Annotated in this window: 16 protein-coding genes and 1 tRNA gene; 7 read left to right on the top strand and 10 right to left on the bottom strand. The window is 63.9% G+C overall.

From position 1 onward, the window contains the following. Window positions 1-30 precede the first annotated feature (30 nt). The gene (locus BM408_RS14095; protein ID WP_092130503.1) at window positions 31-288 is read left to right on the top strand and encodes a hypothetical protein; all 258 of its coding nucleotides are present in this window, start codon (window positions 31-33) and stop codon (window positions 286-288) included. Here the strand turns inward: BM408_RS14095 and pcp are convergent. After that, complete coding sequence (pcp, locus tag BM408_RS14100) at window positions 285-995, bottom strand: pyroglutamyl-peptidase I (protein ID WP_092130504.1); 711 nt, start codon at window positions 993-995, stop codon at window positions 285-287. The genes BM408_RS14095 and pcp overlap by 4 nt on opposite strands. A gap of 48 nt (window positions 996-1,043) precedes the next feature. On the opposite strand from pcp, the gene BM408_RS14105 reads away from it, so the two are divergent. Then, window positions 1,044-1,904, top strand: coding sequence for a 2-keto-4-pentenoate hydratase (locus BM408_RS14105; protein ID WP_092130689.1), 861 nt, complete (start codon window positions 1,044-1,046; stop codon window positions 1,902-1,904). Between the two features lie 21 nt (window positions 1,905-1,925). Here BM408_RS14105 and BM408_RS14110 read toward each other — a convergent pair whose 3' ends face one another. Next, complete coding sequence (locus tag BM408_RS14110) at window positions 1,926-2,639, bottom strand: DUF4136 domain-containing protein (protein WP_254774815.1); 714 nt, start codon at window positions 2,637-2,639, stop codon at window positions 1,926-1,928. 149 nt (window positions 2,640-2,788) lie between these two features. Here BM408_RS14110 and BM408_RS14115 point away from each other — a divergent pair, with 149 nt between their 5' ends. From BM408_RS14115 to BM408_RS14125, 3 genes are all read left to right on the top strand, one after another. Beyond that, a complete protein-coding gene (locus BM408_RS14115) occupies window positions 2,789-3,676 on the top strand; it encodes a KPN_02809 family neutral zinc metallopeptidase (RefSeq protein ID WP_092130505.1) in 888 nt (295 codons plus the stop codon). Between the two features lie 331 nt (window positions 3,677-4,007). Then, complete coding sequence (locus tag BM408_RS14120) at window positions 4,008-5,456, top strand: DEAD/DEAH box helicase (protein ID WP_092130506.1); 1,449 nt, start codon at window positions 4,008-4,010, stop codon at window positions 5,454-5,456. Window positions 5,457-5,552: 96 nt separating this feature from the next. Further along, window positions 5,553-6,473, top strand: coding sequence for a YihY/virulence factor BrkB family protein (locus tag BM408_RS14125; RefSeq protein WP_175541799.1), 921 nt, complete (start codon window positions 5,553-5,555; stop codon window positions 6,471-6,473). Between the two features lie 2 nt (window positions 6,474-6,475). Here BM408_RS14125 and BM408_RS14130 read toward each other — a convergent pair whose 3' ends face one another. Then, window positions 6,476-7,336, bottom strand: coding sequence for a symmetrical bis(5'-nucleosyl)-tetraphosphatase (locus BM408_RS14130; protein ID WP_092130507.1), 861 nt, complete (start codon window positions 7,334-7,336; stop codon window positions 6,476-6,478). A gap of 37 nt (window positions 7,337-7,373) precedes the next feature. Between BM408_RS14130 and BM408_RS14135 the strand changes: the two genes are divergently transcribed. After that, on the top strand, window positions 7,374-8,711 hold the full coding sequence (locus BM408_RS14135) for a hemolysin family protein (RefSeq protein WP_092130508.1): 1,338 nt from the start codon (window positions 7,374-7,376) through the stop codon (window positions 8,709-8,711). Between the two features lie 187 nt (window positions 8,712-8,898). Continuing rightward, window positions 8,899-9,741 (top strand): DUF2726 domain-containing protein, encoded by an 843-nt coding sequence (locus BM408_RS14140; protein ID WP_092130509.1) that lies wholly within the window; start codon window positions 8,899-8,901, stop codon window positions 9,739-9,741. Window positions 9,742-9,781: 40 nt separating this feature from the next. Here the strand turns inward: BM408_RS14140 and BM408_RS14145 are convergent, their stop codons facing one another. The 7 genes from BM408_RS14145 to BM408_RS14175 form a co-directional block, all read right to left on the bottom strand. After that, on the bottom strand, window positions 9,782-10,702 hold the full coding sequence (locus BM408_RS14145; RefSeq protein WP_175541800.1) for an amino acid ABC transporter substrate-binding protein: 921 nt from the start codon (window positions 10,700-10,702) through the stop codon (window positions 9,782-9,784). Between the two features lie 220 nt (window positions 10,703-10,922). Further along, on the bottom strand, window positions 10,923-11,288 hold the full coding sequence (locus BM408_RS14150; protein WP_092130511.1) for a hypothetical protein: 366 nt from the start codon (window positions 11,286-11,288) through the stop codon (window positions 10,923-10,925). 48 nt (window positions 11,289-11,336) lie between these two features. Beyond that, a complete protein-coding gene (locus BM408_RS14155) occupies window positions 11,337-11,798 on the bottom strand; it encodes a FecR family protein (RefSeq protein WP_092130512.1) in 462 nt (153 codons plus the stop codon). Between the two features lie 11 nt (window positions 11,799-11,809). Continuing rightward, window positions 11,810-14,167, bottom strand: a complete 2,358-nt coding sequence (locus BM408_RS22950) for a two-partner secretion domain-containing protein (protein WP_175541801.1) — start codon at window positions 14,165-14,167, stop codon at window positions 11,810-11,812. Window positions 14,168-14,264: 97 nt separating this feature from the next. Further along, complete coding sequence (locus BM408_RS14165) at window positions 14,265-15,926, bottom strand: ShlB/FhaC/HecB family hemolysin secretion/activation protein (RefSeq protein ID WP_254774816.1); 1,662 nt, start codon at window positions 15,924-15,926, stop codon at window positions 14,265-14,267. Window positions 15,927-16,167: 241 nt separating this feature from the next. Next, a tRNA-Thr gene (locus BM408_RS14170) sits at window positions 16,168-16,243 on the bottom strand. Between the two features lie 23 nt (window positions 16,244-16,266). Beyond that, window positions 16,267-17,274: a class 1 fructose-bisphosphatase gene (locus tag BM408_RS14175; RefSeq protein WP_092130515.1), complete on the bottom strand. Its 1,008-nt coding sequence runs from the start codon at window positions 17,272-17,274 to the stop codon at window positions 16,267-16,269. Window position 17,275: the final 1 nt, after the last annotated feature.

The raw sequence follows: 17,275 nt of genomic DNA on the forward strand, positions 1-17,275 counted from the left end.
GGTGGCCGCTGCGGTTAGCATGTGGCCACGATGAAGCCCTCACGCCTGTTTCGCCTTTACCAGCCGCGCAATCCCCTTTTCTGGCTGATGCTGGTGCTCAATGGGCTGTCTCCGTTGCTGGCCTGGGTGGTGCAAAACCGGCCGCTGAACACGGCGGCGACTTTGGTGGTGACCTGCTTTGCCATCGGCAATGCGGTGCTGGGGATGTGGCTGGCCTGGCGCCTGATGCAGGACGAAGCTGCCGCGCCTGTAGCCGATAACGACTCCGATAGGGTTAACAAGCCCTAGCTGACGGCGCCCGCGCCTTTTGAAATGTCGTGCCCGGTGGCCAGCGCTGTGGCCACCGCCACCCGCAAGCCATTCACGATCTCTTCCAGCGGCATGCTGGGCACGTTTTGCCCTGCCACCTGCTCAGGCACATAAGGCACATGAATAAAGCCGCCGCGTGTGCGCTTGAATCCGCGCTGCGTCGTCAGGGCATGTATCAGCGCATAAAACACATGGTTGCAGACAAAGGTGCCTGCCGTCTGCGACACCTCGGACCTGATGCCGGCGGCCTGCATCGCCTGCAGCATGGCCTTGATGGGCAACGTGCCGAAGTAGGCCGCCGGGCCATCGGCCACCACGGGCGTGTCGATGGGCTGGCTGCCTGTGTTGTCGGGAATGCGCGCGTCATTGACGTTGATGGCCACGCGTTCCAGCGATATCGCGTTGCGCCCGCCGGCCTGGCCGACGCAGATGACGAGCGCCGGTTTGTGCAGCTTCAGCAAACGCTTGAGCTCCAGCGCCGAGTCCCCAAAAACAGTGGGTAGTTGCGCGGCGACGATGCGGTGGCCGGCGATGCGTTTGCCCTGCAGCGCCTTGACGGCCATCCAGCTGGGGTTGAGGGTCAGGCCGGCCGGCCCGAGGTCGCCGAAGGGGTCAAAGCCGGTGAGCAGTACGCAAGGAAGGGCAGGGCTTGAAGGAGCGGTGGGGGTGGAAGGGCTTGCAGGCATTTCGGCATTGTGGGCTATCGCTGCGGGTTTTTGGCTACCATGGTCTTTATGAATACTTCGGCCCCTCACCCGGATCACCCTGATATCCAGAACCTTGTCGCTGACCTGACCCGGGCGCGCCTGCAGTCGCAGCCCTTGCCGTGGTCGAATGCCGTGCCGGCGGATGTGCCCCTGGCCTATGCCACCGCGCTCGCCGTGCGCACGGCACGCAGCGCGGGTGGCGAGCGCCCGGTGGGCTACAAGGTCGGCTTTACCAACCGCACCATCTGGCCGCGTTACGAGGTCTATGGCCCCATCTGGGGCACGGTGTGGAACAGCACGCTGACGCAGGTCGATGCCTCTGCGCCGAATGAAGGCGTGCTCTCGCTCAAAGGCTTGGCCGAGCCGCGCATCGAGCCAGAGGTGGTGTTTTGCCTGCGTGAGGCGCCGCCGCCCGATTGTTCGCTGGCGCAGCTGGTGGCTGTGGTGGACTGGGTGGCGCACGGTTATGAAATCGTGCACACACATTTCCCGGGCTGGAAGTTCACCGCCGCGCAGGCGGTGGCTGATGGCGGTTTGCACGGCCTGCTGCTGGTGGGGCATCGCGTCAAGCTGGAGGCCGGTGCGGCGCCCGAGGCCGTGATGGCGTCACTGACCGGCTTGCGCATCAAGCTCTATGGCGACGGCGTGTTGAAAGACGAAGGCATGGGCGCCAATGTGCTGGACGGCCCGGTGCAGGCGCTGCTGCATTTTGTGAACGAGCTGCGCGCCACCCCGGGTGCGCCGGCTTTGCAGGCCGGCGATGTCATCACGACGGGAACCATTACCGATGCCTGGCCGGTGGCTGCGGGGCAGACCTGGCACACGGAGATCGAGGCGAGCGGCCCGGTGGGCGGCGCGCTCAAAGGCCTTAAGGTGCGCTTCGAGTAAGTCGGGGCTTACTGGCGGGGCTTACTTCTTGATCAGCGCGCCGGTCTCGCTGTCGAACTTGACGATGCGCACCTGGCCGTTCTGGCCGGGGAAGTCGTCAAACACCGCCCGCACCAGGTAGGGCACCACCAGCGGGAGCTCGGAGGTGCCGCCTTCGTACATCGCCCGTGATTCAAACACCGTGCGGGGCGGTTTGCCGGGCGGCGTGTCTTTGGTGTCCAGCAGGCGCAGGCGCAGGCTGCTGGTGTAGATGGTCATGCTCATCTGGCGGTCGCCTATGTAGCGCGGCCCGAACGGGTCAGGCACCCAGCCGCCGCCGTAGAAGCGGCCGGCGGCATCGCGATAGGGCGGAATGAACACCATGTTGTCCTGGTAGACCGGCTGCAGCCAGGTTTTTTCGTCACTGCGGCTGCTGGTGGTCACGTCGACCTGCAGGCGCCCGGCCTGGCCGGCGGGGGCGCGTTGGAGGCCGCGCTTTTCTAGCTCGGCCTGCACATAGCCTTCGTAGGTGGCTTGCTCCAGCTGCCGCGTGGTGTCCATGGGCGTGATGTAGCTGAAGGTACTGCCCGCGGCATCGGCCGGCCACTGGTTGAAGCTGGTGACGCGCGTGGTGATGGGGCTGGCGCAGGCGGTGAGCAGGGCGGCAGCCGCCAGCACCAGCCAGACGCGCAAGGAAGAGCGGGGGCCGGTGAAAGAGGACAAAGAAGGCGGCGAAGAAGGGGACGAAGAGGGCATTGAACCGTTCATGGTGAGTGGATACATGGGGGTTCAATTTTGTTCCATGAACCGCGCCCTGCTCAAGTAAAGTCGGCGCATAGGCTGACAGCCGGTGGGGCGCCGCCGGCGCACAGTTCGTTACCACTGCACGGGATGGGGAGAACGCCATGAAATGGGAAGGCAACCGGGAATCAGACAACGTCGAAGACCGCCGTGACGGCGGGGGCGGCGGCTATGGCGGCGGCGGGTTTGGTTTTGGCGGCCGCAGCATCGGCATAGGCACCATCGTGATCGCACTGGTGGGCGGCTGGATCTTCGGCATCAACCCGCTGACCATCCTGGGGCTGCTCAGCGGCGGCGGGCCGCCTGCCCAGGTGCAGCAGCAGGGGCCGGCCCACAAACCGCCGGCCGACGACCGCATGGCCAAGTTTGTGTCGACCGTGCTGGCCGACACCGAAGACGTCTGGACGGATGTCTTTACAAAAGGCGGCGCCACTTATCAAAAACCCCGGCTGGTGCTGTTTCGCGGCGCGACGCAGACCGCCTGCGGCCAGGGCCAGGCGGCGATGGGGCCGTTTTACTGCCCCGGCGACCAGAAGGTCTATATCGACCTCGGGTTTTACGAGACCCTGAAAAACCGGCTGGGCGCGCCCGGCGATTTTGCCCAGGCCTATGTGATCGCCCATGAGGTGGGCCATCACGTGCAGAACCTGCTGGGCATCAGCGGCAAGATGGACCAGATGCGCAGCCGCGTCAGCAAAACCGAATACAACGCGCTGAGCGTGCGGCTGGAGCTGCAGGCCGACTGCTTTGCCGGCGTATGGGCTCACCATGCGCAAAACGCGCGCCAGATCCTGGAGCAGGGCGATGTCGAGGAGGCCATGAACGCGGCGGCCAAGATCGGCGACGACGCCTTGCAGCGCGCCGGCGGCGGGGCGGTGGTGCCCGAAAGCTTTACCCATGGCACCAGCGCCCAGCGCCAGCGCTGGTTCGACACCGGGTTTAAAACCGGCACCGTCAAGGCCTGCGACACCTTCAGCGCCCGGGTTTTGTAGCCGGATTCAGGGTTAAAAAGGCCAGAATCCCTTTGGTGGCGGGCGTAAGCAGCTCCTGAATTAATAGCAACCGGGTGGGCGCCCCCCAACCGCCTGCCGGGGCCGGAAATAGCCCTGAAAGCGTGATTGGCCGGTAAAACCGGCCAATTCGCCCAAAGTGCGACAATAGAGGGCTAAGGAAGCGCTACAAAAGCCCTGCCACGGCCGGCCTGCCGCGCTCCCTTTCTTGCCAATGGTGCAGCGGTGCTGTTGGCTGCCAGCGCGCCGGCCCGTGATTTCCGGTCCGCGCGCCCTTCGCAAGACAACCTGCAAGTACCGCCTAGCTTTCCTTATGACATCCTCTTTTTCCAATCTTTCGCTGGCAGAACCACTGGCCCGCGCCGTCGCCGAAATGGGCTACGAAACCATGACGCCCATCCAGGAGCAGGCCATACCGGTCGTCCTGCAGGGCAAAGACGTCATGGGCGCCGCGCAGACCGGCACCGGCAAGACGGCGGCTTTCTCGCTGCCACTGCTGCAGCGCATGATGAAGCACGAGAACGCCTCGACCTCGCCCGCGCGCCACCCGGTGCGTGCGCTGGTGCTGCTGCCCACGCGCGAACTCGCCGTGCAGGTGGCCCAGCAGGTCGAGCTGTACGCCAAATACACCAACCTGCGCAGCACCGTGGTGTTCGGCGGCATGGACATGAAGCCGCAGACCGCCGAGCTCAAAAAAGGCGTTGAAGTGCTGGTGGCCACACCGGGCCGCCTGCTGGACCATATTGAAGCGAAGAACGCGGTGCTCAACCAGGTTGAGTACGTGGTGCTCGACGAAGCCGACCGCATGCTGGACATCGGCTTTTTGCCCGACCTGCAGCGCATCCTGAGCTACCTGCCCAAGCAGCGCATCACCTTGCTGTTCTCGGCCACCTTCTCGCCTGAAATCAAACGCCTGGCCTCCAGCTACCTGCAGGACCCGGTGACGATTGAGGTGGCGCGCTCCAACGCCACGGCCTCGACCGTCGAGCAGCACTTCTACAGCGTGGGCGCTGACGACAAACGCCGCGCCCTGCACCAGATCCTCAAAGAACGCGGCATGAAGCAGGCCTTCGTCTTCGTCAACAGCAAGCTGGGCTGCGCGCGCCTGGCCCGCTCGCTGGAGCGTGAAGGCCTCAAGACCGCCGCGCTGCACGGCGACAAGAGCCAGGACGAGCGCCTCAAAGCACTCGACGCCTTCAAGAAAGGCGAAGTCGATTTGCTGGTCTGCACCGATGTGGCAGCCCGCGGCCTGGACATCAAGGACGTGCCGGCGGTGTTCAACTTCGACGTGCCCTTCAATGCGGAAGACTATGTGCACCGCATTGGCCGCACCGGCCGCGCAGGCGCATCCGGCCTGGCGGTGAGCTTTGTCTCCCCGAGCGACCAGCGCCTGGTGGCCGACATTGAAAAGCTGATCAAGACCAAGATCGAACTCGAACCTATCGAGTTTGAAGAAAACAGCCCCCGCGCCGGTGACGGCCGCATCAACGACGGCCGCCGCATGTACCGCGACGCCGAAGACGGCGGCAGCCCGCGTGAAGCGCGTGCTCCCCGCGAGCGCCGCGAACACCTGCCGCACCGCCAGCCTGCTGCGCCGCGTGATCCCTTCTTTGATCAGCCCTACGAATCAACCGCAGCGCCCGACGCCCAGCCCGCCTGGGAAGCCGCCGCCAAGGCCACGCCGGTGCGCAGCAGCGTGTCGGCCAACATCAAGCCGAAGAAAAAAGTCGCGGCGCTTTTCAAGACCACAGTTAACACCTGAGACGTACCAATGCCCTGCGCACCGTCGGCCAGCGCCTACGGCTGATTGCGGGGCCGTCCGGTGAGGGCCATGCGCCCCGGCTCTTACGCTGTCTGCATGATGGCGAAATCCGACCCGCAACCCAAGCCTGCATCGGCTTTTGGGCTTCCCGTGCTCCCCCAGAAAATCCTGAACATCTTTCGCCCCTTGTGGCGCGCGGTTGATCACTGGATCGACGCCGGCGGCATGCGCATGAGCGCGGCCATGTCGTTTTACGGCATCCTGAGCCTGGCGCCGCTGCTCGTCCTGCTGGTGGCCGTGCTGGGCTGGTGGCTGGACCGCAGCTACATCGAAACCAGCCTGGTCGACCAGATTCGCGCCGTGATCGGCGCGCAGGGCGCCCAGGTGGTGCAGCAGGCCTTGTCGAGCGCCCAGGCGCCTTCGGAAGGCATTACGGCTTCGCTGTTTGCGTTTGCCTTGCTGCTGTTCGGCGCCACCGGTGTGTTTGCCGAGCTGCAGGACGCCTTTGAGCGCCTCTGGCGGCAGGGCAGCGGCGAGGTGCCGCAGCAAAAGTGGTGGCACGGCGCTTCTGTGCGCCTGCGCGGGGTGGCTTATATCCTGGCGTTCGGCTTTCTGTTGCTGGTCTCGCTGGCGATCTCGACGGTTCTCAGCCTTCTTTCGGGTTGGGCCGGCAGCTATTTGCCGATCGAGCAGATCGCCTGGGTCCTCAACGAGGTCATCTCTTTTTGCTTTTGTGTGGTGCTGTTTGTGGCGCTCATGAGGATGAGCGTGGGCCCCAAACCCGCTTTACGCTATCTGGTGATGGGCGCCGCCGTGGGGGCCATCCTGTTTGCGGTCGGCAAGCACCTGATGGCTTTTTACCTCTCGACTGCTGCGGTGGTATCGGCCTATGGCGCGGCCGGCTCGCTGGTGGTCATCCTGATGTGGATCTACTTTTCATCGGCTGTGCTGTTGCTGGCCGCCAGTGTGGCCCGGGCCTGGGCGGATGAAGCGGCGGCAGCGCGGCAATCCGCTTAGCGTTATTTTCCCGGCTTGCCAGGTTTTTGCGCCTGCTCGCATTTCACGCTGACCAGTTCAAACGTTCCCGGCGCTTCACCCAGCCTGGCCGCTGTGAGGCAGCCGCCCCACACGCAGCCGGTGTCCAGCGGCAAGGTGTTGTTGCGCAGGGTGGGCGTGCTGTTTTTGCCGGTGGCCAGTGTGGACCAGTGGCCAAACGCCACGGGCGTGCCCAGGGTCGCGCGGCCCGGCACATCAAACCAGGGCAAGTGGCCCTCGGGCGCATTGCCGGGGCCGTCGGTGCTGCTGAAGTCCATCACGCCTTCGGGTGTGCAAAAGCGCAGGCGCGTCAGCGCGTTCACGATGACCCGCAGCCGGTCGTTGCCTTGCAGGCTGTCGCTCCAGTGGTCGGGTGTGTTGCCGTACATCGCCTGCAGAAAGTCTTTCAGATGGTTGCCGCGCAGCACCTGCTCTACCTCTGAGCCCAGCGCGACGGTTTGCGCCGCTGTCCATTGCGGCAGCACGCCCGCATGCACCATCAGCCAGCCATGGCGGTGAATGGCCATGGCGCGGTGGCGCAGCCAGCCAAGCAGTGCCTGGCTGTCTTTGGCTTCCAGGATGTCCTGCACGGTGTCGCTGCGGCCCGGCTTGCGCACGCCTTGCGACACGGCCAGCAGGTGCAGGTCGTGGTTGCCCAGCAGGCATTGCGCGGCGTCGCCCAACGCAGAGAGGCTGCGCAGCACTTTTAATGAGTCGGGGCCGCGATTGACGAGGTCGCCAAGGATGTAGACGGTGTCGCGGCTGGGGGAGAAATCAATGGTGTCCAGCAGCCGCTGAAAAGGAGCGTGACAACCCTGCAAGTCGCCGATCAAGTAAAGTGACATGTGTTTATTTTGCGCCAGGAGCCCAGACTCCTAATCTATGGACTTTTTGCTGATTGCTTTCTTGACGCTGCTCAACGGCGTTTTTGCCATGTCGGAAATGGCACTGGCTTCCAGCCGCAAGGCCAGGCTCACGGCCATGGGGGAGTCGGGTGACAAGGGGGCGCAGGCGGCGCTGGGCCTGCTGGACAACCCCACGCAGTTTCTCTCGTCGGTGCAGGTGGGCATCACCTCCATCGGCATGCTCAACGGCATCATCGGCGAGGCCGCCTTCAGCAGCGGCCTGGCTGCCTGGATACAAACCTTCAACGTGCCGCCGCGCGTCGCCGAAATCTCCGCCACCGCGCTGGTGGTGACCATCATCACTTTCATCACTATTGTCTTTGGCGAGCTTGTGCCCAAGCGCATCGGGCAGCTCTACCCTGAAACCGTGGCGCGTCTGGTCGCGCGGCCCATGATGTGGATGGCCACAGGCGCCAAGCCTTTTGTGCGCCTGCTGTCCATCAGCACGCAGACGGTCCTCAAGCTGCTGCGCATCGACAACAGCGCCGGCCGCGCCGTGACGGAAGAAGAAATCGCCGCCAGCCTGGAAGAGGGCGTGGATGCCGGCCTGATCGAGGAGCACGAGCACCAGATGGTGCAAAACGTGTTCCTGCTGGACGACCGGCTGCTCACGTCGCTGATGCTGCCGCGCTCCGACATTGAGTGGCTCGACGCTTCGGACACCGTGGCCCAGGCGATTGACAAAGCCGGCGTCACCGGCCATTCGTGGTACCCGGTGTGCCGCGGCAGTCTTGACGATGTGGTGGGCGTGGTCAATGTCGCCAAGCTGCTCGCGCTGCGCGGCAAGATCCAGCCTTCGCCGTCAAGCGGCGGCGCGGATGCGGTGCCTTCGGTCACCGACCGCATAGGGGCTTATGCAGTGCCCGCCGTGTTTGTGCCGGAAACGCTGACCGGCATGGAACTGCTCGAGCAGTTCCGCGCGCGCTCTACGCGGATTGTCTTTGTGGTCGATGAATACGGTGTGGTGCAGGGGCTGATGACGCCCATGGACATGCTCGAAGCCATCACCGGCGAGCTGCAGCCCGGCGCGCAGGTCGACGCCTGGGCCACCGAGCGCGAAGACGGCAGCTGGCTGATTGACGGCGTCATGCCCGTGGCCGAACTCAAGGCGCGGCTGGACATCAAGGAGCTGCCCGACGAGGGCAAGGGCCGCTACAACACCGTGGCCGGTTTGCTGCAGAGCGTTTCGGGCCGGCTGTTGAACACGGCCGAGCGCGTTGAATGCGCAGGCTGGCGCTTTGAGGTGCTGGACCTGGACGGCAAACGCATCGACAAGGTCCTGGCCAGTCCTCTTCCTGAATCTGTTGAGTTGTAACTTTTCTGTTACCTTCCTGCGGATGTAAGGCATGCCTTGCGCATCGTGGCACATGCCCGCGTGACTTAAGTCGCGGTTTAAATTGAGGAAACCCGGTTTCTGAGACCTGGCTACAACACTTCAATTCGTAATCGGTTGTAACCTTGCGGGTGCTGTGTTTACACTCAAAGAAAAAAGCAGGGCACTCATGTTTGATGTTTTCGTGTTGGGGCTGACTGCCACGGCAGTGTCGGGGTTGGCGGCGGGAGCGGCCTGTCATCACGGCTGGCTGGCGCGCGCTGCGCGCAAGAAGCGGCGTATTCCGGCCCAATGGCATCTACAGGCGCGGCCCTTGCTGCTCGGCAGCGAGCAGGAAGTCTGGCATTGGCTGCAGCGCGCCTTTTTTGACCACCACGTGCTGGTCAAAGTCCCCGTTATCCGCTTTGTCTCACCGCGCAACGAGGTCGAAGGCCAGCGCTCCTTTGAGCTGCTCAAAAGCGTGTATTGCACCTTCACGGTATGTGCCGCGGACGGCACCGTGATCGGCTGCCTGGATGTGCCCGGCCCGCAGGGGCTGCGTGCCAGCAACCGCGACCTCAAGCGCAAGCTGTTTGACGAATGCGGTATCGCGTACGCGGTGGTGCGCGACAGCAACCTGCCCACACTGGAAGACGTGCGGGCCGCATTTCTCGGCGAAATTGATCTGTCGGACGACGAAGAGCTATCACCCGTCATGCTGGGCGAGCCGCCACTGGCCATGCCCGAGACCGACGACGACATGGCAACCGTGCCTGACACCATGCGTGCCGCCGACGGCGCTGCGCTGGCGACCGAGGCCAAGCATGTCGACATGACGGCGATGGCCGCCGCCCGCAGCAGCCTTCAGGCCAAGCTGGAGCGCAACCGCAAAATCCGCTTTACCAACTTTGACCCGCTGAGCACCGGCTCGGGCATTGTTCACGACGATGCCGAGCACCATTTCGCGGTGCAGTGGGAAGACTCCTTCATCACGCCTGAAGAGCCCCAGGCGCCCAAGGGCTCCAACGCCTGAACCCCTGACCCAGCTGCGGGGTTGCCGGCCTGAACCGGCTTCAGTTGGCTTTCGCAGCGTCAAACAAGGCCTTTGTCTCCGCAGGCATTGCGGCTGCCAGGGGCTTGCCACCGGGTTTGAGCGGCTTTAAAAACCATTGCTCGTACCAGCCCTGCGCCGCACCGCTGCGCATCGATTCCTTGATCGAGGCATTTACCAGGCTGCCCATGGCCGCATCTCCCTTGCGATAAGCGATGGCGATGGGTTCAACCGACAGGCGCTCCGGCAGAAGGCTGTAGTTGCCGGCGTCGGGCAAGTCGGCCAGTTGCGCGGCCAGCACGACGCCGTCGCGGGCATAGCCTGCCGCCCAGCCCAGCTGCAATTGCCCAAGTGCCGCATCGGCGTTGACGGCCTTGGCATGCTGCCATGTCAGTGCGCGGGGCTTCGCATAGCGGTCCAGCGCGGCAATGACGGTAGTGCCGTCAATACCGACGATGCTTTTGCCCTTCAATTGGTCCAGCGTGCTGATCATGTCCTTGGTGCGCACGGCCACCTGAATGGCGTCGATGAAGATGGGGGTGGAGAAATCCATGCGTGTGCGGCGCTCGGGCGTGTCGGTCACGTTCTCGCACAGCAAATCCACACTGCCTTCAGACAGCAAACGCATGCGGGCGTCCACATAGGTTTCGATATACCGTACCGGCAGCTTGGGGTTGCCAGCCGCCTGGCGCAGCTGCTCGATGATGGGCTTGCAGAATTCGATGCTGTAGCCCAGCGGTTTTTCCGCCGTCTGGTGAAATGAAAAGGGCGCCGCCAGTGAGCGGTAACCCACATTGATCTGGCCGCGGCTTTTGATCTTCTCCAGTGTGGCCTGAGCGTGGGCCCATTGCGGCATTGCTATCGGCATCGCCATCGCCAGCACAGCCAGGGCGCCCGGCAACAGCCGGAGCCCGCGAGCGCGAAACAAAAAGACTGTCTGCATAAGACCCTCCGCTTGTTCGGAAGATTCTTGGCGAAAAGCCCCCAATAAGCAACGGCTCAAGGGGAGGGCTTCCCCGGTACGACCAAGGTACTCATCTCGCTGTCGTCCACGCCCGTAGTAGGCAGTGGGCATTAAAAAGCCCCTGCTCTTGCGAGCCAGGGGCTTTGATGGGAGTCAGGCGATGAATCGGGTATCTGCCTTTGGCGGCGGTATCCGTGATTTAGCGTACTTCGCAATCCACCGCACCGGACTTGGCCGCGGTCGTCGTGGCGGCGACCTTGGTCGACGAAGTGAACGACGGCGGCGGCGTGAACTGGAGCGCCGGGTTTTTCGGCACGACGACGGGTGGCTGGCTTGGCGAGGCCGTATAACCAAATTGGCCTGCCGAGAAACTCTGGGCACCGCTCTTGTTGGTGACGCTGATCAGGCCATCGATCACCTGCACATACAGCCCCGGCGGCAGCGGTGGGGTGCTGCCGGGCTTGGGTGTGACGCCTGTGGGGAGCGGGACGTTGATCTGAGCCACCGTAGCGGTGGAGACCAGTGCGGCCAGCAAGGCCAGCGAGATCGAAGTGAGTTTTTTCATGGGGTTTCCTGCGATGTAGGGTGTCGGGAAGTTGCTCAGGCCGCCAGCTCAAGGCTGCCTGAGGGAAACCTCCATGCTGGCGCTGCCCTGCAGGTTGCCTGCGGGCGTGGTGATCACGGTGGCGTCGGCGCTGCGTTTGCCCAGGGCGCCAGCCGTGCTGCTGAAGCCGCCCTGCGTCAGCTCCAGCTCCACCTTGTCGAGTTCGGGTTTGCCTGCGTCGTAGCTGTAGCGCGTCAGCACCAGCAGCGACTCGGGCTGCAGCACGATTGCAGCGCCGTCCACAAACTCCAGGCGGCCGAAGGTGTTGCGGCTGGTAGTGACGGTATCGCCCTGGCGCAGCGGCGAGTTTTCGGCCAGCACCCGGCTGCGGCCTTCGGTACTTTTGGCCACCATCACGCCCGAGACTTTGGTGACGGTGCCGACCACCTGCGCTTGCGCAAGCGGAGCCAGCACCAGCAGTGCCAGCGCCCATGCGGGGAGCAGCGGTTTGAAAAATGTTGGCAGCTTCATGTCATGTGCCTTTAGTTGCAAAAGGTTTTCTTGGCCGGCTCGTTCTTGGCGACGGTCTCTTTGGATGCCACCGCCTTTTCGTCTTTTTTATCATCCGACTTGGCTGTGTTTTCGTCCGGTGTCGTGCTGGTGGCTGCCGGGCCACTGGATCCGCTGGATGTCGTGCCGCCGCCGCTGTTGCCGCCACCGCTGCTGCTGCTGCCGGCCGCCGGGATGAAGGCCGGCATGGCGGCGACCTCCTCGGGTGTGGAGCTCTGCTGCTGCGGGAGAGCCATTGGCTTGCTGGCGGTCACGGTTTTGATGATGCTGTTGGTTGCCTGCTGAATCGGCCGGACCGGTTCCGAGGCCGTCGGCGGCGACAGCACCTGGCAGAGCGCCGAGTTCGGCGCGATCGTGCAGATGTCCGCCGTAGGGGGTAGCGGAGGTGTGGTGGACGTCGTTGTCGACGCCGCCGATCCAGGTACCGGTGACGGTATCGGCGGAAGCACCGTGATGCGGGTGGTGCCTGCACTGGGGTAGCTAATGGGCAGGCTCGCCGCAAAGGCGGCGGTTGACTGCTGGGGTGCATCGATGGTGCTGAAACTGCCGCTGCTGCCCGCTGCCTGCGCGGTCACTACATTAAAAGTCGTGTCCAGGGGCGGCACAAAGCCGTTCACCGCGCGGATGCTGAGCCTGCCGTTCAGGCTGGCCGTACCGGTGACGGCCAGCTGGTCAAAGCCGTCCGTCGCCTGCAGTTCGACGTTGAGCCCGCCGCTGCTGCCTTGCGCGTAGTTGCCCTGTACGGTCAGGCGGCCTATGGCCCCGGATCCGCCGACCGTCACATTGCCGTTGTTCGACAGCGCACCCGTCAGCGTGCCATTGCCGGACAGCGTGCCGCCGGCCAGCACATTCACGGCGGCGGCGTTGATGATGGAGCCGGTCACAAGTGTGGTCGTGCCGCCCGCGATGTTGAGCGTGCCGTTGCCGTTGCCTTCGCTTTGCGACACCCTGAGCAGGCCGCCGTTCAGTGCGAGGTTGGCATTGAGCTGCACAGCGTGGTCGTCCGCCGGGTAGTCGCTCTGGTAGTTGCTGTTCAGGGTCAGGTCGAGCTTGTTCGACGTGCTGGTGATGGGCGCGTTGATGATGATGTTGTTGTTGGCCCTCAAGGTCAGCGCCGCATCGGCCCCTGCGGTCTTGCTGATGGCGGAGGACACGGTGATGTCGCCGTGCGCCAGGTCCAGGGCGGGGTTGCCCCGGCCCGTGGTGATGGTCACATTGATGCCGTTGTCCAGCGCGTTGGTGATGGTGCTTGCGCTGATGTGGGCGCCGGTCTCGTTCGACGTGATGACGTTTTCGCCCGTGACGCCGAAGTTGGGCCCGGACGCCACGATCTCGATGTTGAAGGGGTCGATGTGCCATTCGCCGCCCTGGCCGACGGCAGGCGCCTTGACCACGTCCAGAGAACGATGGCCCGAGGTGTCGACATAACCCCCGCGGCCCACACTGCCGGTGGCCGATACGTCGCCGTCTATGGAGGCCGCGTTTTCGGCAATCAGCACCACATTGCCACCGGTAGTGCCGTTGGCGCTGATGTTCGACGTGGCCGAAGTCTTGATGTCGCCGGAAGCACGCAGGAAAATCCTGCCGCCTTCGCGCACCGCACTGGAGGCGTTGATCGTGCCGCTGTTGCTCACCAGGCCCGCGGCCAGGCCTATGCGCCCGGCTTCGGCCGTGATCCGGCCCATGTTCCGCACTTCGCCCGGTGTGCCGGTGATGGCAACGGAAACGCCGGGTGTCGCTGTATCTACCAGTTGCACGGTTTGGCCCGCTGCCAGCAGCACCTTGCCCTGCGGCGCATTGAGGCTGCCGCTGTTGGTGACGTTGGCGCCCACCAGGTAGATGCTGCCGCCGCTGGCCGCGTTGACGACGCCTTCGTTGCGCACATCGCCCGGCGTGCCGATGCCCTTGAAGTTCATGCGGCCGGCCAGGAAGTCGCTGTCGCTGACGTTGAGTGAGCTTGCGATGAAACGGGCCACGTCAATCCGAGCGCCCGGGCCCACCATGATGCCGGCCTGGTTGATCAGCCACAGGGCGCCGTCGGCCCGGATCTGCCCCTGGATCTGCGAAGGGTCGCCGCCGGTGACGCGCGCCAGCAGGGCGGCGGAGCTGTTGATCTGGCGTATGTCGACCAGCGCGCCGGAGCCGACGTTAAAGCTCGCGAAGTTGGCAATCGCCTGCTGGCTGGTCTGGTTGATGTTCAGCGTGTTGCCGTTTTGTGTGATGGCCGCGCTGCCCGAGGTGACGTTCCAGCCCGTGGGCAGGGCGCCGGCCGGCAAGGCCTGGGCAAGGGTGTGCGCGCCGCATGCCAGCAGCAGGGCGCTGGTCAGCAAGGAAAGGCGGAGGGGGCGGAGGGGGCGAAGGGGGCGAAGGGGGCGAAGGGGGCGAAGGGGGCGGGAAGGCTGGTGCATGGTGTTTACCTTGTGTTCATCAGAACGCCAGCGAGGCGCTCAGGTGGGCATTCCAGTCGCCCCGCTTTTCGGTGGTCGAATTGCCCGCGTTGTTCACGCGCGCCAGGTCCACATTCAGGCTGAAGTCGCGGCTCAAGACATAACGCAGGCCGGCGCCCATGCTCGAAATCGTCACGCTGCCGGGTATGCCGCTGTTGCCCACCTTGTTGTTGCTGCCGTGGCCCGCGTCAACGAAAAACACGGCGCGCAGCTGGCCGGGAAGGCCCACGCTGCCCGAGAGTTCCGGCGTATAGAGTTCTGCGTTGACCACGACGCCGCTGTCGGCCGCCACGGCCCGCTCCTGGAAACCGCGCACCAGGGTGGATCCGGCCAGGCCGAATTGCTCGCTTGAGAGCAGTGGCATATCCGTGTATTGCGCGCTGCCGGCGAAGCGAGCCTGCCAGCCGTTGGCAAAGCCCTTGAACAGCGAGGCGCTGCCGCGCACGGCCATGAAGTCGTCGCGCGTGCTGCGATTGCCCGGCGTCAGGTAGGAGTAGCGGTCCGTGCGGCCATCGACGTTGGTGTAGCGCTCGCCACTGGGCAGGTTGCGCGACAGGCCGATGCTGTAGCCCGAAACCTGGTCCACGCCTTCGCTCTGGCTGCTGTAGGTGATGCTCAGCGGCGTGGTGGTGTAAGGCACGCAGGAGGCGATAGGCGGTGTGGGCGGTGCGATGCTCACCGCAACGCCGCCGATTTCGCAGCGCGAGTCGATCAGCTTGTGGTCCAGGCCCAGCACCAGCTTGGCCGTGCTTTCGCCGCTGCGGCCCAAAAAGTGGTTCCAGCGCAGGCCGTAGATGTCGCCCTTGCCGGTAAAGCCCAGCAGCGTGCCCAGCACCGGCGAGCTGGCCGGCGAATTGACGCTGGATTTGCCGTAAATAAAGTCGATGCTGTCACCAAAGGCATACAGCGGAATGCGGTAGCCCACCGAATAGACATTCAGGTTCACGCCCGAAGGGCTGTCCGGCGAGGTGGTGTAAGCCAGCGTGCCCACCTGGTCGCGGTTAAAGAGGTTGGCATGCTGCAGCGCGATGCCGGTGCGCCAGCGTCCGCTGGCGGGCGAACCTGTGTTGTCCAGTGTCGTGATGATGCGCAGCGGCTTGTTGTCGGTGACCAGCACCTTCGCGTCTATGGTGCCCGGCTTGTCGCCTTCGGCCAGGGTCACCCCGACCTGCTTGGCCGGGCTTTCATTGGCCAGCTGGATGGATTCGGAAATGGCACCCAGGCTGGGCGTGCGGCCCACCTGCAGCCGCACCAGGCTGGCGCGGATATTGGCTTCGTCGAAATGCTCGTTGCCGCTGACGGTGATCGAGGAGATCACGCTTTCGCTCACCAGCAGCTTGACGGCGCCGCCGGCCAGCTCCTGCTCAGGCACCGACACCAGCACCGTGGTGTAGCCGGCCTTGCGATAGGCCTCCTGCAAGGCTTCAATCGCCAGCTGGATATCGGCAAAGCCGCGCTGCGGGCCGGCCAGCGGGCCGACCAGGCGCTCCACTTGCGCCGCAGGCAGCAGCGTATTGCCTTCGACCTGGAAACGTGTGATGTCAAAACGCTCATCGGCCGCCAGTGCCGCTGTGGCCGCGATCGCAAGCGCGCCGGTCAGGCCGCAACGGCCCAGGTGTTTCATCAGACGGCTTTGTCTCATTTGTTCTTCTTCGTCCACGGGAGGCGGTGGGCTGAACAAACGACTTGGAAAACCGGGCTCTCAGAAGGCTCTGTTCAGGGCTTGATTGATCGTAACAGAACGTAAATGAAATGCATGCTTTCGGCGTAACGCATTTGTAAAGGGCGAGCGGGTGTTGCCGCGTCGCCGCAGTTTTTCCGGAACGGGAATCACCGGGGGAAATGAAAAAAGCCCCTGTTTCTTGCGAAACAGGGGCTTCAATTGGTGCCGGAGAGATGAATCGAACACCCGACCTTCTCATTACGAATGAGCTGCTCTACCGACTGAGCTACACCGGCTTTGTATCAAATACAGCCTTCGATTATAGCCCGGAGTGGTAAGAGGTCACCCGTTCGACCTCGTTCCTGGAGCCGAGCATGACACTGACGCGTTCGTGCAGCTTGGTGGGCTGCAAATCGAGGATGCGTTGTTTGCCGTTGGTGGAGGCGCCGCCGGCTTGTTCGATCAGCCAGCTCATGGGGTTGGCTTCGTACATCAGGCGCAGTTTTCCGGCCTTTTCGGGCTCGCGTTTGTCCCAGGGGTACATGAAGATGCCGCCGCGGCAGAGGATGCGGTGGACGTCGCCCACCATGGAGGCGACCCAGCGCATGTTGAAGTCCTTGCCGAGCGGGCCTTCCTCGCCTTGCAGGCATTCGTCGATGTAGCGTTTGACGGGTGCGTCCCAGTGGCGCATGTTGCTCATGTTGATGGCGAACTCTTTGGTGTCGGCCGGAATCTTCACGTCTTCCTCGACCAGGAAGAAGGAGCCTTGCTCGCGGTCCAGCGTGAACATGGCCACGCCATCGCCCACTGTCAGCACCAGGGTGGTTTGCGAGCCGTAGATGCAATAGCCCGCCGCCACTTGCTTGTTGCCGGGTTGCAGGAAGTCTTTTTCTTCCACACCGGCATGGCCTTCGGGCTTTTTGAGCACGCTGAAGATGGTGCCGATGCTGGCGTTGATGTCGATGTTGCTGGAGCCGTCGAGGGGGTCAAACAGCAGCAGGTATTCGCCCTGGGGGTAGCGATTGGGCACCACGTAAATGCTGTCCATTTCCTCCGAAGCCATGGCCGCGAGGTGGCCACCCCATTCGTTGGCCTCGATCAGTACTTCATTGGCGATGATGTCGAGCTTTTTTTGCACCTCGCCCTGCACGTTTTCGCTGCCGGCTGTGCCCAGAACGCCACCGAGCGCGCCCTTGTTGACCGCCTGGCTGATGCTCTTGCAGGCGCGGGCCACCACTTCAAGCAGCAGGCGCAGCTGCGACGGGATGTGCCCGTCCATGCGCTGCTTTTCAACGAGGTAGCGGGTGAGGGAGATTTTGGATGCCATG

Origin of the sequence: Polaromonas sp. YR568, assembly GCF_900116715.1 — a bacterium.
Lineage (GTDB): Bacteria > Pseudomonadota > Gammaproteobacteria > Burkholderiales > Burkholderiaceae_C > Polaromonas.